Below are 16,895 nucleotides of genomic sequence, written 5' to 3'. Positions count from 1 at the left end.
TAAAGGGCTGATGCTACCCTGCGGCAGACCAACCCATCCCAACATCCAAACACGCTAAATAAGACCTCACCACCAAACCCACAACCAAAACCAAAAAACTCAACCAAGCCAATACCGCTATTGAACGGCTAATGGTTCAGCAGGTTCTTGAGGTATTCGCCGTAGTCGTTTTTGCCGAATCTTTGGGCGCGGGCTTCGAGGTCCTGGTCGCTGATCCAGCCCAGCGTATGGGCGATTTCGTCAGGTGATCCGGTTTGCAGGCCTTGCCTGTCCTGAAGCGTACGCACAAAGTTTCCGGCGTCCAGCAGGCTTGCGTGGGTTCCGGTATCCAGCCAGGCATAACCGCGCCCCATGCGGTTGACGCTGAGCAACCCGGCCTCAAGGTACATTTCAAGCAAGGTGACAATCTCAAGCTCGCCGCGTGCAGACGGTTTTACGGCGCGGGCCCGTTCAGGGGCAGAGCCGTCCAGAAAATACAGCCCGGTCACGGCGTAGTTCGATGGCGGCACTTGGGGTTTCTCGACAATCTGGGTGACGGCGCCAGCCTCGTCATAGGCCACGACCCCATAGCGTTCGGGATCAGCGACCCGATAGCCGAAGACAGTGCCACCCGTCTCTTTGGCGTCTGCCGATTGCAGGATCTCGGGCAGGCCGTGCCCAAAGAAGATGTTGTCGCCCAGCACCATGGCCGAGGGGGCACCATCCAGAAAGTCTTCTGCCAGAATATAGGCTTGCGCTAACCCGTCAGGAGAAGGTTGAACAATCCAGGTCAGGGACAGGCCCCATTGGCTTCCGTCACCCAACAGGCGCTGAAACTGCTCCTGGTCCTGCGGCGTCGTGATCATCGCGATGTCGCGGATCCCGGCCAGCATCAGCACCGAAAGGGGGTAATAGATCATCGGCTTGTCATAGATGGGCAAAAGCTGTTTCGAGACGCCCATCGTGATCGGATAAAGTCGGGTGCCTGACCCGCCTGCCAGAATGATACCTTTGCGTTTCTTGCCGTTCCGGGTCGTCATGTGCCGAGTTCTCCAAGGTCTTCAAGTATGCTGTGCAGGCCCGCCTTCCAATCCGGACGGGGCACGCCCAGTTCCGTTGTCAGTGTCGTGCAGTCCAGGCGGCTGTTCAGGGGGCGTTTCGCGGGGGTCGGGTATGCGCTGGACGGGATGTCTTCGACATTGCAGTCAATACCGGCCTGATCGAAGATCTCGCGCGCAAAATCGGCCCAGCTGACATCAGGGCCACCGCTGCAATGGTAAATTCCGGTCTTTTCATCCGGGTTTGTCAAAAGGGCACGGGCCGCGCCGATACAGGCCCCGGCCAGTGCCGATGCCGGGGTTGGACCGCCAATCTGGTCTGCGACGATCGTCAGGTGGTCACGCTCTTTGCCGAGGCGCAGCATGGTTTTGACGAAGTTATGTCCATGTGACGACACCACCCAAGAGGTTCGTATGATGGCATGGGGTCCGCCCGCCGCAATCACACCGGCCTCACCCGCCAGCTTGGTGCGTCCATAGGCGCCCAGCGGGCCGGTCGCGTGGTTGGGTAAGAACGGGGCCGTGCCCGCCCCGTCAAACACATAATCTGTCGAGACCTGAACAAACGGCAATCCGCGCCCGGCCGCAGCTTTGGCCAGCGCCGTGGGCGTGGTTCCGTTGATCAGCAGGGCAAGGTCTTCCTCCGCTTCGGCCTTGTCGACGGCGGTATATGCGGCGGCGTTGATCACCGCATCCGCGTCGGTGTTGCGAACCAGGGCCGCGCACCCTTCAGGATCGGCAAAATCCGCCTTGTCGCGCCCAAGCGCTTCAACCGAGATATCCCCGCCACACCGGGTCAGTTCCCGGCCCAGCTGACCGGTCGCCCCGAAGACCAGAAGTTTCACGCGCTGACCCCCAGCCGTTCGCCAACACCGGACCGGTTCTGTAAAGACCGCCACCAGTCTTCATTGTTCAGGTACCATTCAACCGTTCTGCGCAGACCTTCCTCTACCGTCACGGACGGGCGCCAGTTCATTTCGCTGCGCATCCGCGAGGGATCGATGGCGTAACGCGCATCATGCCCGGGGCGGTCTGTGACAAAGGTGATCTGGTCCGCATAGACCCCCTGCGGTTTCGGGCGCAGGTCGTCCAGGATCGCGCACAGCGTCTGCACCAGTTCCAGGTTGCTGCGCTCGTTCTCGCCACCGATGTTATAGGACCGGCCGACAGTCCCCTTTTGCACCACCAGCAAAAGTGCGTCGGCGTGATCCTCGACATACAGCCAGTCGCGGACATTCGAGCCGTCGCCATAGATCGGCAGCGCCTTGCCCGCGATTGCGTTCAGGATCACAACAGGGATCAGCTTTTCAGGGAAATGATAGGGCCCGTAATTGTTCGAACAGTTGGTCAGCACCACCGGCAGGCCATAGGTCTCGTGCCAGGCCCGGACCAGATGATCGCTGGAGGCTTTCGACGCGGAATAGGGTGACCGCGGATCATAGGGGGTATCCTCGGTGAACTGTCCGGTGGGTCCCAGGCTGCCAAAGACTTCATCGGTCGAGATATGGTGGAACCTGAAAGTGTCCGGTTTTCCTTGTCCGGCCCAATAGCTGCGCGCCGCCTCCAGCATGTTGTATGTGCCCAGGACATTGGTTTCGATGAAAGCCCCCGGCCCGTCGATGGACCGGTCAACATGGGATTCCGCCGCCAGGTGCATCACCGCATCAGGCGCATGCTCGGCAAACACCGCCTTCAGGGCTGCAGGGTCGCGGATATCTGCGTGAACAAAGGCATAGTTCGGGTTCTCTGCAACCTCGGCAACATTGTCGAGGCAGGCCGCATAGGTCAGCGCATCAAGGTTCACGACCTGATGTCCGTCCGCAATGGCACGCCGCACGACCGCGGACCCGATGAAACCCGCACCACCTGTCACCAACAATTTCATATTCTATCCTTCGTAAACAAACGGGCTGTCAAAATCGGCCAGCGCAGGCGCAATCCTGTCCTTGTCGCTCAGCACCGGGTTCCCCTGCAAGGGCCAATCAATACCACAGCTGTCCCAGCGCACACCCCCATCGGCATCCGCATTGTAAGAGCTGGTGCATTTGTAGCAGATTTCGGTGTCGGGCTCTAACGTCACAAAACCATGGGCAAATCCCGCCGGCACCCAAAGCTGCCGCCCGTTCTCAAAGCTGAGCTCGATGCCGAAAGATTGCCCATAAGTTGGCGATCCCTTGCGGATATCGACGGCGACATCATAAAGCGCGCCCCGGCCCGCGCGCACCAATTTGCCCTGCGCATGCGGAGGCGCCTGAAAATGCAGGCCGCGCAATGTCCCCACCGCGGACGACAGCGAATGGTTGTCCTGCACAAATTCCGGCAACACAACCCCAGCCTCCTCCAGCCGCGCCTTGTTCCAGCTTTCGGAAAAAAACCCGCGCAAATCCCCATGCCGCTGCGGGCGAATAACCAACACACCCGACAACCCCGTCTGCTCAATCTCCATAACACCTAACCTCAACAACCTGTTGCCTGTGTTGGGCGAGTATTGTCAGGCTGGGTTTCAATGCAAGGGTGTTGCGCAATTTGCTGCTTAGATGACCGCAGCCGGAGATGGCGGCTCGCTGCCTTCCTGCTCCCTCACCCCACTACGTCACCTGCTGGTCCAGCATCTCAAGCACGGCGTCGCGTTCCGACAGAACCAGCAGCAGTGCTAGATCGCCCGGTTCCACCTGTTTCAGGATCATCGCGGCAGCCTCGGACGGGGATGCGGCCCTTTGGATCTGGGTCTTGTCATACCCTTGTTTCAGGGCCGACTTTTCAATCAGGTCCGGTATCTCTCCCAAAGCGCGACCCCGTAGGTACCCTTCCAGTTCAGCAGCAACGACCACGTCGGGTTGGAAATTCAAGGCGGTTGCGGTGACGTCGCGAATGTCCTGGTCCGAGCGGTCTCCGGCATGGCTGAGCATGATGAACCGCCGTTTTGCCGGCAAGGCCGACAGCGCATCGCACACGGCAGAAATCGAATGCGGATTATGCGCGAAATCCACGAAAACCTGAGCGCCGTTGTGCTGGAATTCGTTGCAGCGACCCGGATTGTCCTTGGCATCCGGTTTGAACCCGGCCAACCCATGCCGCACCGCTTCAAGCGGCAGTTTCAAAGCCAGCGCAAGGCACATAGCCGCCAGAGCGTTCAGGATGTTGTATTTCGCGACCCCGCCCATGGTCAGGGGCACGTCGGACACGGCAATGACCGTATGCTCGGACCGGCCGTCAAAGAAGACGATGTTGCCCTGCGAGACATAAGCGCAGCATGTTCCCGCGTCGCGCGCCCGACGGATCAGATCATTCCCGGCATCCAGTGAAAACCACCAGATATTCGCCGCCGTGTTTTCGGCTTCGGCACGGACAAAAGGATCATCGGCATTCAGGGCCAGAACGCCGCCCTTGGTCAGTGTCCGGTGCACGGCGAATTTCGCCTGAGCCAGCTCGGGCACCGTGTTGACGCCGTATTGCCCCAGATGATCGTTCGCCACGTTAGTGACAGTGGCGGCCATGGCGGCACGCGTCGGCAGGCCGCGGCGCAGGATACCCCCACGGGCCACTTCAAGGCATCCGATTTCAAGCCGCTTGTCGCGCAGCAACATCCGCCCTCCGCCGGGGCCGGAATAGTCGCCGCGATCCAGAATATCGTCGCCCACCCGCACAAACTCGGTCGAGGTCAGCCCTGCGACCTTGCCCGAGGCGCGGGCGATCGCCTCCAGCAACCGGGTCGTGGTGGTCTTGCCATTGGTTCCGGTGATGAAGGCGACGGGGATGTTGTGAAAGGCGGGCCAGTCCACGTCATCCGGGGCGGGCAACGCGTCGACAGGCCAGGTTTGGCTGCCGGTTCCATGCCCGATGGAAATCTCATCATCGTCGCACAGGATATCCACACCATGCGCGTTGGCTGCCGCGATCAGGGCGATCAGCGCAGGATTGGCCTCCTTCGCCATGACGCCTTTGACATCCCGGATCATCTGATCAAAATCGCCCGGTGTGGCCTCCAGCAACTCTGCCGCACAGAAATGCCAGGCGGTCTGAGCCGCAAAGATCGCGGAATAAAGCTGATCCATCGGTGCCGAGATTGCCAGATTGACGCCTCCGGTAAAGGTACGGTGGGTCAGCGCCTGATCCTGCCAGCCAAGCGCATCCAGAACGCGCCGGGCATGTTTTTCCCAAAGTTCAATGACCTGCGCGGGGTCGATAACAGTGAAAAACACATCCATCACCGCGCCGGGGTGATCCCATAACAGGCCGGGGCCGGTCAGTCGCCGCGCGTCATCCACCTGAATATGATCAGCGGTCGCGCTTTCGATGGTCAGCGCGGTTTCAAGCTCTTCGATCCGGTCCATTCCGGTACCTCCGCTCAATCCGCGTCTTCGCTGATTTCACGCGCCAGTCTTACACCGCGTTCGTCCCGGATCAGGTTCTGATCGCTGTCGAACATGTCCTCGAACGTGGTGTCGGCAGGGCTGGTCCTGGGTGCTGCCTCGGTTTCAGAGGTTTCTCCATCGGAGTTGAAGTAGATGATCTGTTTCCAGCAGCGTGTGGTGTCATCTCCGAAGATCACCAGCAGATCGCCCGGTGCCGCCATCTCCAGCGCTGTGGTCACGGCCTCAACCTCATCCGGGATGATCGAGATTGCCTCATCCGGCGTCCCGCAATCGATCAGGGCCTGCCGCATCATTTGCGGCACCTCGTCATGCCCGCGACCCCGGCGGCGGTCATCGGCCTTGCAGATGAAGTGGTCAAAATGCCCGGCCAGCGCTGCGGCCCCATCAACAATGTCTTCATCGCGCCGATCACCGGGCATCGCAACAACGCACAGCCTGCGGCCCTTGACCTCCAACTGATCGGCCAAAGCGGCCATCGCCTTCAGCGCGGCCGGGTTGTGGCCGTAATCAAGGATCACCTTGAAGGGATGTTCATCATAGACATTCATCCGCCCAGGTGCCTGGAAATAACTGGTGTCGAAAGTGCGCAGTCCATGCCGGATATTGTCCAGATCGACCCCAAAGCTATAGGCCATCGCCGCTGCGACCATGGCGTTTTGCACGTTGAAGATCGCCTTGCCCTCAAGGGTGGCGGGGATCAGATGCGACCACAGAACCGGGATGTGAAGCCCTTTGTCATAGATGGTCAGCATGTCGCCATTCATGCCTTTTTCCAGCACGATGGCTTTGCCCCCTGTCTTGATATGTTCCTTGACCAGACTGTGACCGGGGTTGGTCGTGACATAGAAGATCTGATCCGCCCCGGCATAATCGGCCATTTTCAGACAATTGATGTCGTCGGCGTTCAGCACGGCCGTATCGGTCGCGCTTTCCACCACCACCCGTTTGACGACGGCCAGCTCCTCTACCGTGTTGATCCCGCCCAGACCCAGATGATCTGCCGAGACGTTCAGACAGGCCGCCACGTTCGAGCGTTGATAGCCCAGACCCGAGCGCACCAGCCCGCCCCGTGCGGTTTCCATCACCGCAAAATCGACCATCGGATCACGCAGGACGATCTGTGCCGATTTCGGGCCGGTCATGTCCCCCTTGACGCTCAGCTTGCCATCCACATAGACGCCGTCGGTCGAGGTCATGCCAACGATTTTGCCGCTGGTTTTCATGATATGACCCAGCATCCGCGACGTGGTCGTCTTGCCGTTGGTGCCGGTTATGGCCGCAATCGGGATGCGGGTCTGTTCATTGGGGGGGAACAGCATGTCGATGACCTTGCCCGCCACATCGCGCGGCTGACCTTCGGACGGGGCCACATGCATCCGGAAACCGGGGGCGGCGTTTACTTCGACAATCGCGCCACCGATATCCTTGTAGGATTTGGTAATATCGTCGATCAGGAAATCGACACCGCCCACATCCAGCCCGACGGCCATGATGGCGCGTTCGGCCATGTCTCGGTTGTCGGGATGCACCACGTCGGTCAGGTCGATGGCGGTGCCACCCGTTGACAGGTTCGCGGTCGAGCGCAGATAGAAAACCTCGCCCTCGGGCAAGACAGTGTCTTCCGTCACGCCTGCATTCTCCATCAAGCGATTAGCCTGATTGTCCAGCTCGAGCCTGGTCAGTACTTTTTCGTGCCCGATGCCCCGACGCGGGTCTTGGTTCACGATGTCGACCAATTCGGCAATCGTATGGGTGCCGTCGCCTATTACATGGCCGGGGACGCGTTTGGCCACCGCAACCAGTTTGTCGTTCACGACCAGCATCCGGTGATCAAAGCCGGTGATGAAGCTTTCAACCAGAATGGCGCGGCTGCGTGAATGCTCCTTGGCCTCGGCAAAGCCCGCCTCGACCTCGGCATCGGAATTCAGATTGATCGACACGCCGCGCCCATGGTTGGCGTCCAACGGTTTGACCACCACCGGAAACCCGATCCGCGCTGCCGCACGCACGGCCTCGCGGGCTGAATAGACCATGCGTTGCTGCGGTACCGGCAGGCCAAGATCGTTCAGCAGATTATGGGTGTCTTCCTTGTCACAGGAAATCTCGACCGAGATATGCTTGGTCTCGGACGTAATTGTCGCCTGAATGCGTTTCTGAAACTTGCCGTGTCCAAATTGCACAAGCGAGCCGGAATTCAGCCTGATCCACGGAATGTCGCGTTCCTGCGCCGCCTTGACCAGCGATCCGGTCGATGGGCCAAATTCCTTGCGTTGCGCCCGCAGCACAAAGCTGCGCAGTTCTTCATCCCAGTTGAAGTCCGGGTCGAATTCGTAATCCACCTGATCTTTCAGGGATTGCGGCAGCAGGTGCATCAGTAACCGCATCGCCAGATTGCCCGCATCCAGACCGACGTCGCGCTGGCGGTATTCATAGACCATATTGTACTGGCCCGGCTCACCTGTGCCGCGCGTACGTCCAAAGGTCACGTCGGACCCGGCCACGTTCTGAACTTCGATGGCGCAATGTTCCAGCACATGTCCCAGCCAGGTGCCTTCATCCTCGCGCAGGCGGCGGATAAAGCCGCCGGGTTCGCGATAGGAGCAGCCATGTTCCGCCAGACCGGGAAGCGCCTTGATCAAGGCGTCAATAAACTCGGAACCAATTTTTGCCGAGGGCCACTCTTCCAGAACACCCAGATCGATGACGTGGCGAATGACCGGAAAACTTGCCCAGACATTCGGGCCGACAAAGACATTGGTCGAGATTATTTTCATGAGGCTCCCCGTTGGTTAGCTTTTTGTTTTCCCCCCGCTGGCGGCCTCTTGACCGGACATGTCCGGCAATGTGCAGAACGCCAAATGCTCATCCGGCGGAAAAGCCTGGCGAGCCGTCAGATCATAACGGCACCCTTCGCCCAGAACGTCAAGCCGAAGTCCAAGCAGGCTCAGCGCTTCGCCGCGGCGCGCGTCCCACATCGATGAATGGGTCAGATGACTGGCGTCCACGACGGTAACCGATCCGCTGCCCACGACTTCAAGGACATTATCGGGTCCGATGAAGGCTGCCGTGTCTTCGTCGATACCCAGTCCGATCAAAAAAGGGTTGAAAGATGAAGCGGTTAGCAAACGTCCCAGCCGATTGCGTTGTGTGAAGTGCTGGTCGATGATGACGGCGTTGGTCAAACCCATGCCCGGAGCCAGCGTGATATTGCCCTCAGCCGGGGCCGAGTTGCTGCTGCCCCCGGCCACCATATGTTCGGACATGATCGACGCCCCGGCTGAAGTGCCGGCAACCGGCACACCGGCCGCATTCCGGCGGCGTGTTTTCTGCGCCACAAGCGTGCCACCCAGAATCGCCGACAGCCGCAGCTGGTTGCCACCGGTCATGAATATCCCTGTGGCGCGGTCCAGCATCTCGGCATAATCGGGATTGTCGCAATCGGCACGCCGCGAGATGGGCAGAAATTCGACTTTGCCTGCACCCAGTTCGGAAAAGATGCGATTGTAGTCCGGTCCGGTTTCTTCCAGCATCGAGGCTGTCGGGATCACGACAATATCGGCGTTCTCACCCCCTGAAAGCTCTACGAACTTGCGGTGAATCTGCATTTCCTTAACGCGGTCTTCGCCGCCGCCGATCGGGATGATGAACCCGCGCGGGGTCTCTGCATCAACGGGTGCAGGGCACATATCTTACTTACCTTCCGGTATAAAAGCAGCCAGCCATCGGGGCCACTCGGACGCTTAACCTGTTCATACATGCCGTGTCGGGCCATCTGACCCTATCGGACATGCCGTTCCCCCCCCCAGCGACATCACATGCCGCACGGCAGGGATTTCGTCAAGAACCACCGGTTTTGTGCCTGCTTCAGCCTGCCAGTGCCAAACCCTGCACGACAAAAGCGATCCCCCCGAAACATCAAAGCTCCGGGGGGATCAGATTGCCCGTCAGTTTGCGCGCTGGTTCAGATGTCGAATTTGACACCCTGCGCCAGCGGGAGCTCTGCCGAGTAGTTCACGGTGTTGGTCTGGCGGCGCATATAGGCTTTCCACGCGTCCGAGCCGCTTTCGCGTCCGCCACCGGTTTCCTTTTCGCCACCGAATGCGCCACCGATCTCGGCGCCCGAGGGGCCTATGTTGACGTTGGCAATACCGCAATCCGACCCCGCCGCAGTCAGAAACTGCTCGGCCTCGCGCATGTTCAGCGTGAACACACAGGATGACAGCCCTTGCGGCACATCGTTTTGAAGCTGGATCGCATCGTCAAAGTCGTCGTAGCCCATAACATAAAGGATTGGCGCGAAAGTTTCGGTTTTCACGACCGCGCTTTGGCCGGGCATTTCGACAATTGCGGGCTGCATATAGACACCCGCAGGAAGCCCTTCGGTTACACGTTCGCCGCCAAACACGGTGCCGCCTTCGGCCCTTGCGGCCTCCAGTGCGGATGTCATGGCGGCACCCGATGCCTCATCCACCAGTGGCCCGATCAACGTGCCCTCAGACAGCGGATTGCCGATGGCCAGACCGGCATAAGCCTTTTTCAGGCGGCCCACCAGTTCCTCACGGATCGAGTTGTGCACGATCAGACGGCGCAGCGTGGTGCAACGCTGACCGGCGGTCCCAACGGCCGAGAAGACAATGGCGCGCACGGCCATTTCCAGATCCGCCGAAGGGCCGACGATCATCGCGTTGTTTCCGCCCAGTTCCAGAATGCACTTGCCAAAGCGTGCCGCAACAATGGGCGCAACCGCACGGCCCATTCGTGTGGACCCTGTGGCCGAGATGATCGGAACATCTTCGCTGGCCACCAGCGCCTCGCCCAATTCCGCGCCACCGATCAGGACCTGAAGCAACCCTTCGGGGGCATCGCCAAACCGCACCAGCGCGCGTTCAAAGATCTTCTGGCAGGCCATCGCTGTCAGCGGGGTCTTCTCGGACGGTTTCCAGATCACCGGATCGCCACAGACCAGTGCCAAAGCGGCATTCCACGACCAGACCGCAACTGGGAAATTGAAGGCCGAGATCACCCCGACCGGACCCGCCGGATGCCAGGTTTCCATCATCCGGTGACCTGGGCGTTCCGACGCGATGGTCAGACCATAAAGCTGACGCGACAGACCAACGGCAAAGTCGCAGATGTCGATCATCTCCTGCACTTCGCCCAGACCTTCGGAGGTGATCTTGCCGGCCTCCCAGCTGACAAGCGCGCCCAGTTCGTCCTTGGCCGCGCGCAGCTCTTCGCCCAGCAGGCGGATCAATTCGCCCCGACGCGGGGCCGGCACAACGCGCCACGCCTTGAACGCGTTTTTGGCGCGGGCAATGATCGCGTCCATTTCGGTGGCCCGAGTTTCGTGCACTTCGGCCAGCAGGCAGCCGTCAATCGGCGACGTCACCTTCAGAGTGCCGCCCTTCAATGCAGCATCCGTCAGATCCAGATTTGCAAGCGTGGTTTGGGCTGTCATTACGATGTCTTTCATATCTCAGGCCGCCTTGTTCTGCCGGGTCACGTCACCAGCACGAAACAGCTGGCCAAATTCCGTATTCAGGAAGTCGTTCAGTTTAACCTGTTCCTGCCGGACGAACCCTTTCGAAGGCAGCGTGCCGGTGCGCATCAGGTCAACAACGCCCAGAATACCCGCAGCTGTGGTGACCTGAATGGCACTCCAGACCTGTCCGTTGATGGTGCGGGAAAAGCTCTTGTTGATCAGAGATTTCTCGCGCAGAACGCCGTTGATCATGCCCTTGGCCGTGCAATAGACCAGCACAACGTCCTGATCGGTGCGGGGCAGGGCGGTCTCGAAGATCTCTTTCAGCAGATCGCGGCGGCGTTCCAGTCCCAGATCGTGCAGCAACAGTTTCAGGATTTCACAATGGCCGGGATACCGGATCGTGCGATAAGACACGGCCCGCGCCTTGCCTTCCAGTGTTTCCGGGAGCGTGCCCAACCCGCCCGAGGTGTTGAAGCATTCGTATTCCACGCCATCATGACCCAGAATCTCGAAATCTTCCAGCGGCGCGGTCTTGACCAGTTTGCCGTTCACAATGGCGTCGCAGGGATTGCAGTACTCGTTGATCAACCCATCGGTCGACCAGGTCAGATTGTACTTCAGCGCATTGGTCGGATAAAGCGGCAGCGCGCCCACCCGCATATGCAGGCTGTCCAGCTCATCAAACTCCGCTGCAAGCGCGGCTCCGGAGATACCCACAAAACCAGGTGCCAGACCACATTGCGGCATGAAAGCCGTCTCACTGCCTTCGGCCAGCTGGCGTACGGCCTCGGTGGCCGCGACGTCTTCGGTTAGGTCAAAATAATGCGCGCCCGCCTCTTTGGCGGCCTTGGCAATGTTTGGGGTAAGAAAGAACGGTGCCGCTGAAACCACGGCGTTAAACCCGGTCAGTTCCTTTGCCAGATTGTCCGCATCCCGGGCATCAATCTGCTTTGTTCCAATCCCAAGCCTTGTGATTTCACCCAATGCTTTCAGGTCATGGTCGGCCACAGTCACTGTATAGTTTGGCGAGGCCCTCAGCAGCGTCGCGATCATCTGACCGATCTTGCCAGCCCCGATTACGCAAATATTCCAGGACATCAACGTCTCCGTAAATTTCTGTTCCTGATATTATGGTGCAAGGCTGGCCAGACATTTCATAGGCCGCAATTTGACGAAGTGATCGACTTATCCGACATTATGCCGGAATAATTGTCATTATGGCGTGACCGCCATCAGGGGTTGAAATCGGCCGGCACCCCGAAAGGAGGAGAGCCAACGCCGGTGCCCGTCAAGGAATGCAGAAATGCGACCAGGGCGGCGATTTCCACATCCGACAGCGTCACTGGCACAATGTCGATCCTGCTGCGCTGGCGTTCCATCTCGAACCGGTCGTCCCACACCACGAAATCCACCTCTTGCAGCCAGGGAACCTTGGGCAACGCAGCCATTTCGGGTTTCCATTTGGCAAGGCTGGTCTGTGGGTCAAGATGGTGACGGATCATGCTTTCGAGGTCCGTAAAAGCACCGTTATGCCCGTAGGGCGCAGTCAGGGCGACATTGCGCAGCATCGGAGTGCGAAAGCGATAGGCGTCTTCCAGGCGGTTGCTTTCCGCCATCCGGCCAACGTCCCGCGCATATGGGTCCCATTGCCGGGTCCGACCTGGCCCGAAAGGGGGCAAACCCAGCGCGTGAAACTCTTGGTCCGACATCAACGATCCCGCATGGCAGGTCGCGCATCGCGCTTTGCCATAAAACAGGTTCATCCCGTCTTTCTGGACGTCTGACAGCGTATCCCTGTCCCCGGCCAAGTACTGGTCGAATGGGCTGTCGGTGCTGCGCCATTCAATGGCCATGAAGGCCGCCAGCGCGTTGGCGATCTGGGTGATAGTGATGTCTTCGGTGGTCTCGATGTCGTCAAAAGCCGCGACTATGGCAGGGCCATAGCGCGGATCGGTCCGCACGCGTTTGGCAAGGATCGGCCAACCCTTGTCGATCCTGTCGTGAACCGCGCCGGTCACCTGGTTTTCGGCGACATTACCGGCCATCTCGAACTGAGCGGTCAGCGGGAACAAAGCCTGCGCTGCCAAAAGCGAGTTCAATCCCCCGGGCAGCCATTCCTGTGCAGGCGAATTGAACCCGTTGCCATAGATGTTCGAGATGCTCAGGCGGCCATCGTGGAAAACGGTATGAATGTCCTTTGCCCCGAGGTTCCACAACCCCGGCGCGTTTCGGGGAATGCGTTTGCGGATCCTGTCCGCGCCGTTGCCCGGTGTGCGGTCCGGCCCCAAACCCTGTCCGCCTTCGCCGATCCCCAGGGACAACCCGTCAGAGGTGCCGAAATCGGGGTGATGGCAATGGGCGCATGAAATGTTCTGATTGCCTGACAGGATCGGATCGTAAAACAGTTGATGACCGATAGCGGCCTGTTCCATATCAAATGGGATAAAGTCATCATCTGTCAGCGGGCGCGGCAGGTCCTGCGCCACCGCGGCCCCCGCCCAAACGAGGACAATCGCCCAATGCGCCAGTTTCTCTTTACCCTTTGTTTTCTTGCGACCCCGGCTCTGGCTGAGCTGGAACAGGCACGTGATATGATGGAGGCCGGAGAGTTTGAAGCCGCGCGCGCGGAACTGCTGCCCGCCGCCCGGTCGGGCAATGCCGAGGCCGAGGAACTGATCGGTGTGATGTACGGGCTGGGTCTTGGGGTCGAGCAGGACCATGAAAGGGCGTTTGAATGGTATCTGCGTGCCTCGATGAAGGGGCATCCGGGGGCGCAGTCGGGGGTCGGCTGGTACTATGAACTGGGTCTGGGAATGCCCGCGCCCGATCTGGTGCGGGCCTATATGTGGTACACGCTCAGCGCCATTGGCGGCGATCCCGATGCAGCGATCAGCCTTGAGGAAGTGATCAAGAAAATGTCGCCGGAGCAGATCGAGAAGGCGCATGTTCTGGTCAACGACTACAAAGGGTGGATGTACCCGTTTCGATAAGGGCCGGGCCACAAGGCCCGACCCTTCCATTTAGTTCAGGTCCGCATTGCGCGAGGCGTTCACGTCCGCCTCAGCCGCCGCGACCGCTTCGGTCAGCGCGGCAAAGATTTCATCACCACGGGCAACATTGGTCTGGAACCAGTCATAGACAGGCGAAGCCGCAGCTTTGAACGCTGCCTTCTGCTCGGGCGTCGGGACATAAAGGTCGCCGCCACCTGCGACGAAGTCCTCATATGCCTGGATCGACTTGCGCTTGGGCGAGGCAAAGGTGGCCTGTTGCAGGGCGTAGAACCCATCGACAACGACCCGACGCATATCTTCCGGCATCGCCTGGAACTTGGCGTTGTTCATCCACCACAGCGCACCCATATAGGCGTGCCCGTCCAGGGTGACATACTGCAGGCCGGCATCCGGGAACTTCATGCCCATGATGTCGGTGATGCCGTTCTTTGACCCCTCGACAACGCCGGTCTGGAAGCTGGTGAAGAGTTCCGGCCACGGGATCGGTGTAGGTGACGCGCCCAGGGCCTTGACCAGTTCCTGCGGCAGGTCGGCAACGACGGTGCGGATTTTCAGACCTTCCATGTCGGCAGGCTCGGCGACGCGGTGTTTTGTGTTGGCGAAGTTGCGCCAGCCACCGGTGTTGCCGATGGTCATCAGGCGGATCGCGCCACCGGAATCCTCAAGCGCCATGTCGCGCATGGTGCGGGTGAAATCGCCCGACAGAACATGCTCGGCGATCCGGTCATCGGCCATCAGATAGGGCAGGTCCAGAACCTGCACATAGGGGAAGATGCCCGAGGCCCCGCCCGAGGTAGAGATATAGATATCGATGGTGCCATCCGCCACGCCTTGCAGGCATTCTGCACCGTTCGAACACAGCTGGGTGCCGATGAACAGCTCAACCTCGATGGCGCCGTTCGACGCCGCCTCGACATAGTTCTTGAAAACGATCAGACCGTCGTAATCCTCGTCATTTTCGTTCGAATTGGCTGTGGCGCGCAGCGTATAGTCAGCGGCCGTCGCCGCGACCACAGACGCGGCCACAAGCGATGTGGCAATCGCCGCTGTTTTTATGAAGTTTCCGAGCATGCGTTTCCTCCCTGTGATACTCAGTCAGTTTGCAAATCCCGTTATCCTCGGGATCGTCATGGATAGTGCGGGGATGTAGGTGATCAGAAAGATCACGATGATTTCGACAGCCAGGAATGGCAGGATCGCCTTGGCGATTGTTTCGACCCGCTCCCGCGACACGGCGGCGGCCACGAACAGCACCAGCCCCATGGGGGGCGTGGCAAGGCCGACGGTCAGATTGACGCTCATGATGATGGCGAAATGGATCGGGTCTACACCGAGACTGGTGAAAATCGGGCCAAGGATGGGCCCAAGGATGATGATCGCAGGGCCTGCATCCAGAAACATGCCAACGATGAACAACAACAGGTTAATCAGGAACAACAGGATCAGTGGATTTTCCGACAGGCTGAGGATCAACGAGGCCAATTGTTCCGGGGCGTGGCTCAGGCTGACGACGGTCTTGAACGCCATTGCTGCGCCAACCAGCAGCAGCACCACAGCCGACGTCATACCTGCATTGCTCAGAACATCCGGAATTTCCCTCAGGGTCAGTGTACGCAGAACGAAAAATCCGATGATAAAGGCGTAGCCCACAGCAACAGCGGCGGCCTCGGTCGGAGTAAAGATGCCCCCCAGAATGCCGCCCAGAATGATCACAGGCGTCATCAGCGGGAAGAACGCCTTGAGGCTGGCTTTGCGCCGCTCATCCCATGTGTATTTCCGGCTGGCGACGGGAAAATCGTACTTGTCGGCCATGAACTTGATCATCACCATCAGGCCGACACCCACCATGATTCCGGGCACGATCCCCGCAAGGAACAAGGCGGCCACGCTTTCACCCATGACATAGGCATAGATGATCATAATGCCCGAGGGCGGGATGATCGGCCCGATCACCGAACTTGCGGCTGTGATGGCGGCGGCGAATTTTCGGGTGTAGCCCTGTTTTTCCATCGCCGGGATCAGCATCGACCCCAGGGCGGACGTGTCAGCCACCGCAGATCCCGAAAGGCCCGCGAACAGGATCGAGCTCAGCACATTTACATGCGCCAGCCCGCCGCGCAGATGGCCCATCAGGGCCTGGCTGAATTCGACAAGGCGGATGGTTATGCCGCCACGGTTCATCATTTCCCCGGCCAGCATGAAGAACGGGATGGCCATCAGCGGAAAGCTGTCCATGCCGTTGTAGACATTGCGATAAAGCAGGGTGATGTCATTCGTCTGTCCGTTCAGCCACAGCAGGATGCCGGGCGCCGCCAGAAGCGCGAAAAAGACCGGCAGGCCAATCAGCAGGAAAATCAGGAACGTAGGCAGGAACCAGATCAGCATCTATTCGGCCCCCATCGCTGCGTCGGGAATGTCCGGCAAAAGATGCGCGCCGCCAAGCAAGGTGACCACGGAACGCAGGATAAGCTCGATATTGACCGAGATCAGCAGAATGATGCCCACCAGCAGCGAAGCCATCATCCAGCTGCGCGGAATGCGATACCACTCGTCAAACCCAAGCGATGTCGGCAGGTACAGGGCGGCGGTGGCGAACCTGCCGCCAAAGCCCGTGACCTCGGACCAGCCGATATTGACCGCAACCAAAAGCACGGCCAGCGAGATCAGCAGGAGGAACAGATTGAGCGACAGGCCGAGCATACGCGGCAGAAACCGTTGCAGCATGTCGATAGCTACAAAACCGCCGCGCCGAAAGGCCGTCGGTGCCATCAACCCGGTCATCCACAACATGCAGAACCGCGCGGCCTCATCCGGCCAAGGCAGGGCGTTGCCCAGAACGTATCGGAAGAACACCTGAATCAGGATTGCGATGACCATGAATGCAATCGCAACAACGCCAACCGCGCGGCCCAGACGCAGCACGGTTTCGTTTACAAATGCAATCGGCGCAAGCACCGATGCCAGTCCGCCCATGCGGATCCTCCCT

At 59.6% G+C, this 16,895-nt stretch carries 14 protein-coding genes; 1 reads left to right on the top strand and 13 read right to left on the bottom strand.

Translation table 11 applies throughout. From position 1 onward, the window contains the following. Positions 1 to 128: 128 nt before the first annotated feature. From rfbA to ACR0D9_RS19540, 10 genes are all read right to left on the bottom strand, one after another. On the bottom strand, positions 129 to 1,019 hold the full coding sequence (gene rfbA / locus ACR0D9_RS19585) for a glucose-1-phosphate thymidylyltransferase RfbA (RefSeq protein WP_480484785.1): 891 nt from the start codon (positions 1,017 to 1,019) through the stop codon (positions 129 to 131). After that, positions 1,016 to 1,882 (bottom strand): dTDP-4-dehydrorhamnose reductase, encoded by an 867-nt coding sequence (rfbD, locus tag ACR0D9_RS19580; protein ID WP_480539956.1) that lies wholly within the window; start codon positions 1,880 to 1,882, stop codon positions 1,016 to 1,018. The genes rfbA and rfbD overlap by 4 nt, the downstream gene beginning before the upstream one ends. Continuing rightward, a complete protein-coding gene (gene rfbB, locus ACR0D9_RS19575; RefSeq protein ID WP_480539954.1) occupies positions 1,879 to 2,922 on the bottom strand; it encodes a dTDP-glucose 4,6-dehydratase in 1,044 nt (347 codons plus the stop codon). The genes rfbD and rfbB overlap by 4 nt, the downstream gene beginning before the upstream one ends. A gap of 3 nt (positions 2,923 to 2,925) precedes the next feature. Further along, positions 2,926 to 3,483 (bottom strand): dTDP-4-dehydrorhamnose 3,5-epimerase, encoded by a 558-nt coding sequence (gene rfbC / locus ACR0D9_RS19570; protein ID WP_480488984.1) that lies wholly within the window; start codon positions 3,481 to 3,483, stop codon positions 2,926 to 2,928. Positions 3,484 to 3,625: 142 nt separating this feature from the next. Further along, positions 3,626 to 5,371: a Mur ligase family protein gene (locus ACR0D9_RS19565; RefSeq protein ID WP_480539952.1), complete on the bottom strand. Its 1,746-nt coding sequence runs from the start codon at positions 5,369 to 5,371 to the stop codon at positions 3,626 to 3,628. Between the two features lie 14 nt (positions 5,372 to 5,385). After that, positions 5,386 to 8,187 carry a cyanophycin synthetase gene (cphA, locus tag ACR0D9_RS19560; RefSeq protein WP_480539950.1) on the bottom strand — a complete coding sequence of 934 codons (2,802 nt, stop codon included), beginning with the start codon at positions 8,185 to 8,187 and terminating at the stop codon, positions 5,386 to 5,388. A 15-nt stretch (positions 8,188 to 8,202) separates the two neighbouring features. Continuing rightward, entirely contained in the window at positions 8,203 to 9,099 is an 897-nt protein-coding gene (locus ACR0D9_RS19555; RefSeq protein ID WP_480539949.1) for a cyanophycinase, read from the bottom strand. A 275-nt stretch (positions 9,100 to 9,374) separates the two neighbouring features. Continuing rightward, positions 9,375 to 10,886, bottom strand: a complete 1,512-nt coding sequence (gene amaB / locus ACR0D9_RS19550) for an L-piperidine-6-carboxylate dehydrogenase (protein WP_480539947.1) — start codon at positions 10,884 to 10,886, stop codon at positions 9,375 to 9,377. A 3-nt stretch (positions 10,887 to 10,889) separates the two neighbouring features. Continuing rightward, entirely contained in the window at positions 10,890 to 11,996 is a 1,107-nt protein-coding gene (locus tag ACR0D9_RS19545) for a saccharopine dehydrogenase family protein (RefSeq protein ID WP_480539945.1), read from the bottom strand. 134 nt (positions 11,997 to 12,130) lie between these two features. Further along, complete coding sequence (locus ACR0D9_RS19540) at positions 12,131 to 13,384, bottom strand: cytochrome-c peroxidase (RefSeq protein ID WP_480539943.1); 1,254 nt, start codon at positions 13,382 to 13,384, stop codon at positions 12,131 to 12,133. Between the two features lie 33 nt (positions 13,385 to 13,417). Between ACR0D9_RS19540 and ACR0D9_RS19535 the strand changes: the two genes are divergently transcribed. After that, positions 13,418 to 13,888 carry a tetratricopeptide repeat protein gene (locus tag ACR0D9_RS19535; RefSeq protein ID WP_267365609.1) on the top strand — a complete coding sequence of 157 codons (471 nt, stop codon included), beginning with the start codon at positions 13,418 to 13,420 and terminating at the stop codon, positions 13,886 to 13,888. Positions 13,889 to 13,918: 30 nt separating this feature from the next. Here the strand turns inward: ACR0D9_RS19535 and ACR0D9_RS19530 are convergent, their stop codons facing one another. Genes ACR0D9_RS19530 through ACR0D9_RS19520 form a run of 3 tightly spaced genes read right to left on the bottom strand, consistent with a single transcriptional unit; the run spans position 13,919 to position 16,882 of the window. Next, the gene (locus ACR0D9_RS19530) at positions 13,919 to 14,980 is read right to left on the bottom strand and encodes a TRAP transporter substrate-binding protein (protein WP_267365607.1); all 1,062 of its coding nucleotides are present in this window, start codon (positions 14,978 to 14,980) and stop codon (positions 13,919 to 13,921) included. Between the two features lie 24 nt (positions 14,981 to 15,004). Beyond that, complete coding sequence (locus ACR0D9_RS19525) at positions 15,005 to 16,294, bottom strand: TRAP transporter large permease (protein WP_209599366.1); 1,290 nt, start codon at positions 16,292 to 16,294, stop codon at positions 15,005 to 15,007. Continuing rightward, a complete protein-coding gene (locus ACR0D9_RS19520; RefSeq protein ID WP_480484795.1) occupies positions 16,295 to 16,882 on the bottom strand; it encodes a TRAP transporter small permease in 588 nt (195 codons plus the stop codon). Positions 16,883 to 16,895: the final 13 nt, after the last annotated feature.

It is taken from the genome of Ruegeria sp. AK11, from assembly GCF_056541095.1.
Note: the sequence above shows the minus strand (reverse complement) of the source record. Positions and strands in the feature narration are given on the sequence as shown.

Bases quoted from the DNA above. Each gene is read 5' to 3' on its own strand.
- ACR0D9_RS19555 (WP_480539949.1), bottom strand. From the start codon at position 9,099: ATGTGCCCTGCACCCGTTGATGCAGAGACCCCGCGCGGGTTCATCATC.
- ACR0D9_RS19525 (WP_209599366.1), bottom strand. From the start codon at position 16,294: ATGCTGATCTGGTTCCTGCCTACGTTCCTGATTTTCCTGCTGATTGGC.
- amaB (WP_480539947.1), bottom strand. From the start codon at position 10,886: ATGAAAGACATCGTAATGACAGCCCAAACCACGCTTGCAAATCTGGAT.
- cphA (WP_480539950.1), bottom strand. From the start codon at position 8,187: ATGAAAATAATCTCGACCAATGTCTTTGTCGGCCCGAATGTCTGGGCA.
- rfbC (WP_480488984.1), bottom strand. From the start codon at position 3,483: ATGGAGATTGAGCAGACGGGGTTGTCGGGTGTGTTGGTTATTCGCCCG.
- rfbA (WP_480484785.1), bottom strand. From the start codon at position 1,019: ATGACGACCCGGAACGGCAAGAAACGCAAAGGTATCATTCTGGCAGGC.
- ACR0D9_RS19535 (WP_267365609.1), top strand. From the start codon at position 13,418: ATGCGCCAGTTTCTCTTTACCCTTTGTTTTCTTGCGACCCCGGCTCTG.
- ACR0D9_RS19545 (WP_480539945.1), bottom strand. From the start codon at position 11,996: ATGTCCTGGAATATTTGCGTAATCGGGGCTGGCAAGATCGGTCAGATG.
- rfbB (WP_480539954.1), bottom strand. From the start codon at position 2,922: ATGAAATTGTTGGTGACAGGTGGTGCGGGTTTCATCGGGTCCGCGGTC.
- ACR0D9_RS19565 (WP_480539952.1), bottom strand. From the start codon at position 5,371: ATGGACCGGATCGAAGAGCTTGAAACCGCGCTGACCATCGAAAGCGCG.
- ACR0D9_RS19530 (WP_267365607.1), bottom strand. From the start codon at position 14,980: ATGCTCGGAAACTTCATAAAAACAGCGGCGATTGCCACATCGCTTGTG.
- ACR0D9_RS19520 (WP_480484795.1), bottom strand. From the start codon at position 16,882: ATGGGCGGACTGGCATCGGTGCTTGCGCCGATTGCATTTGTAAACGAA.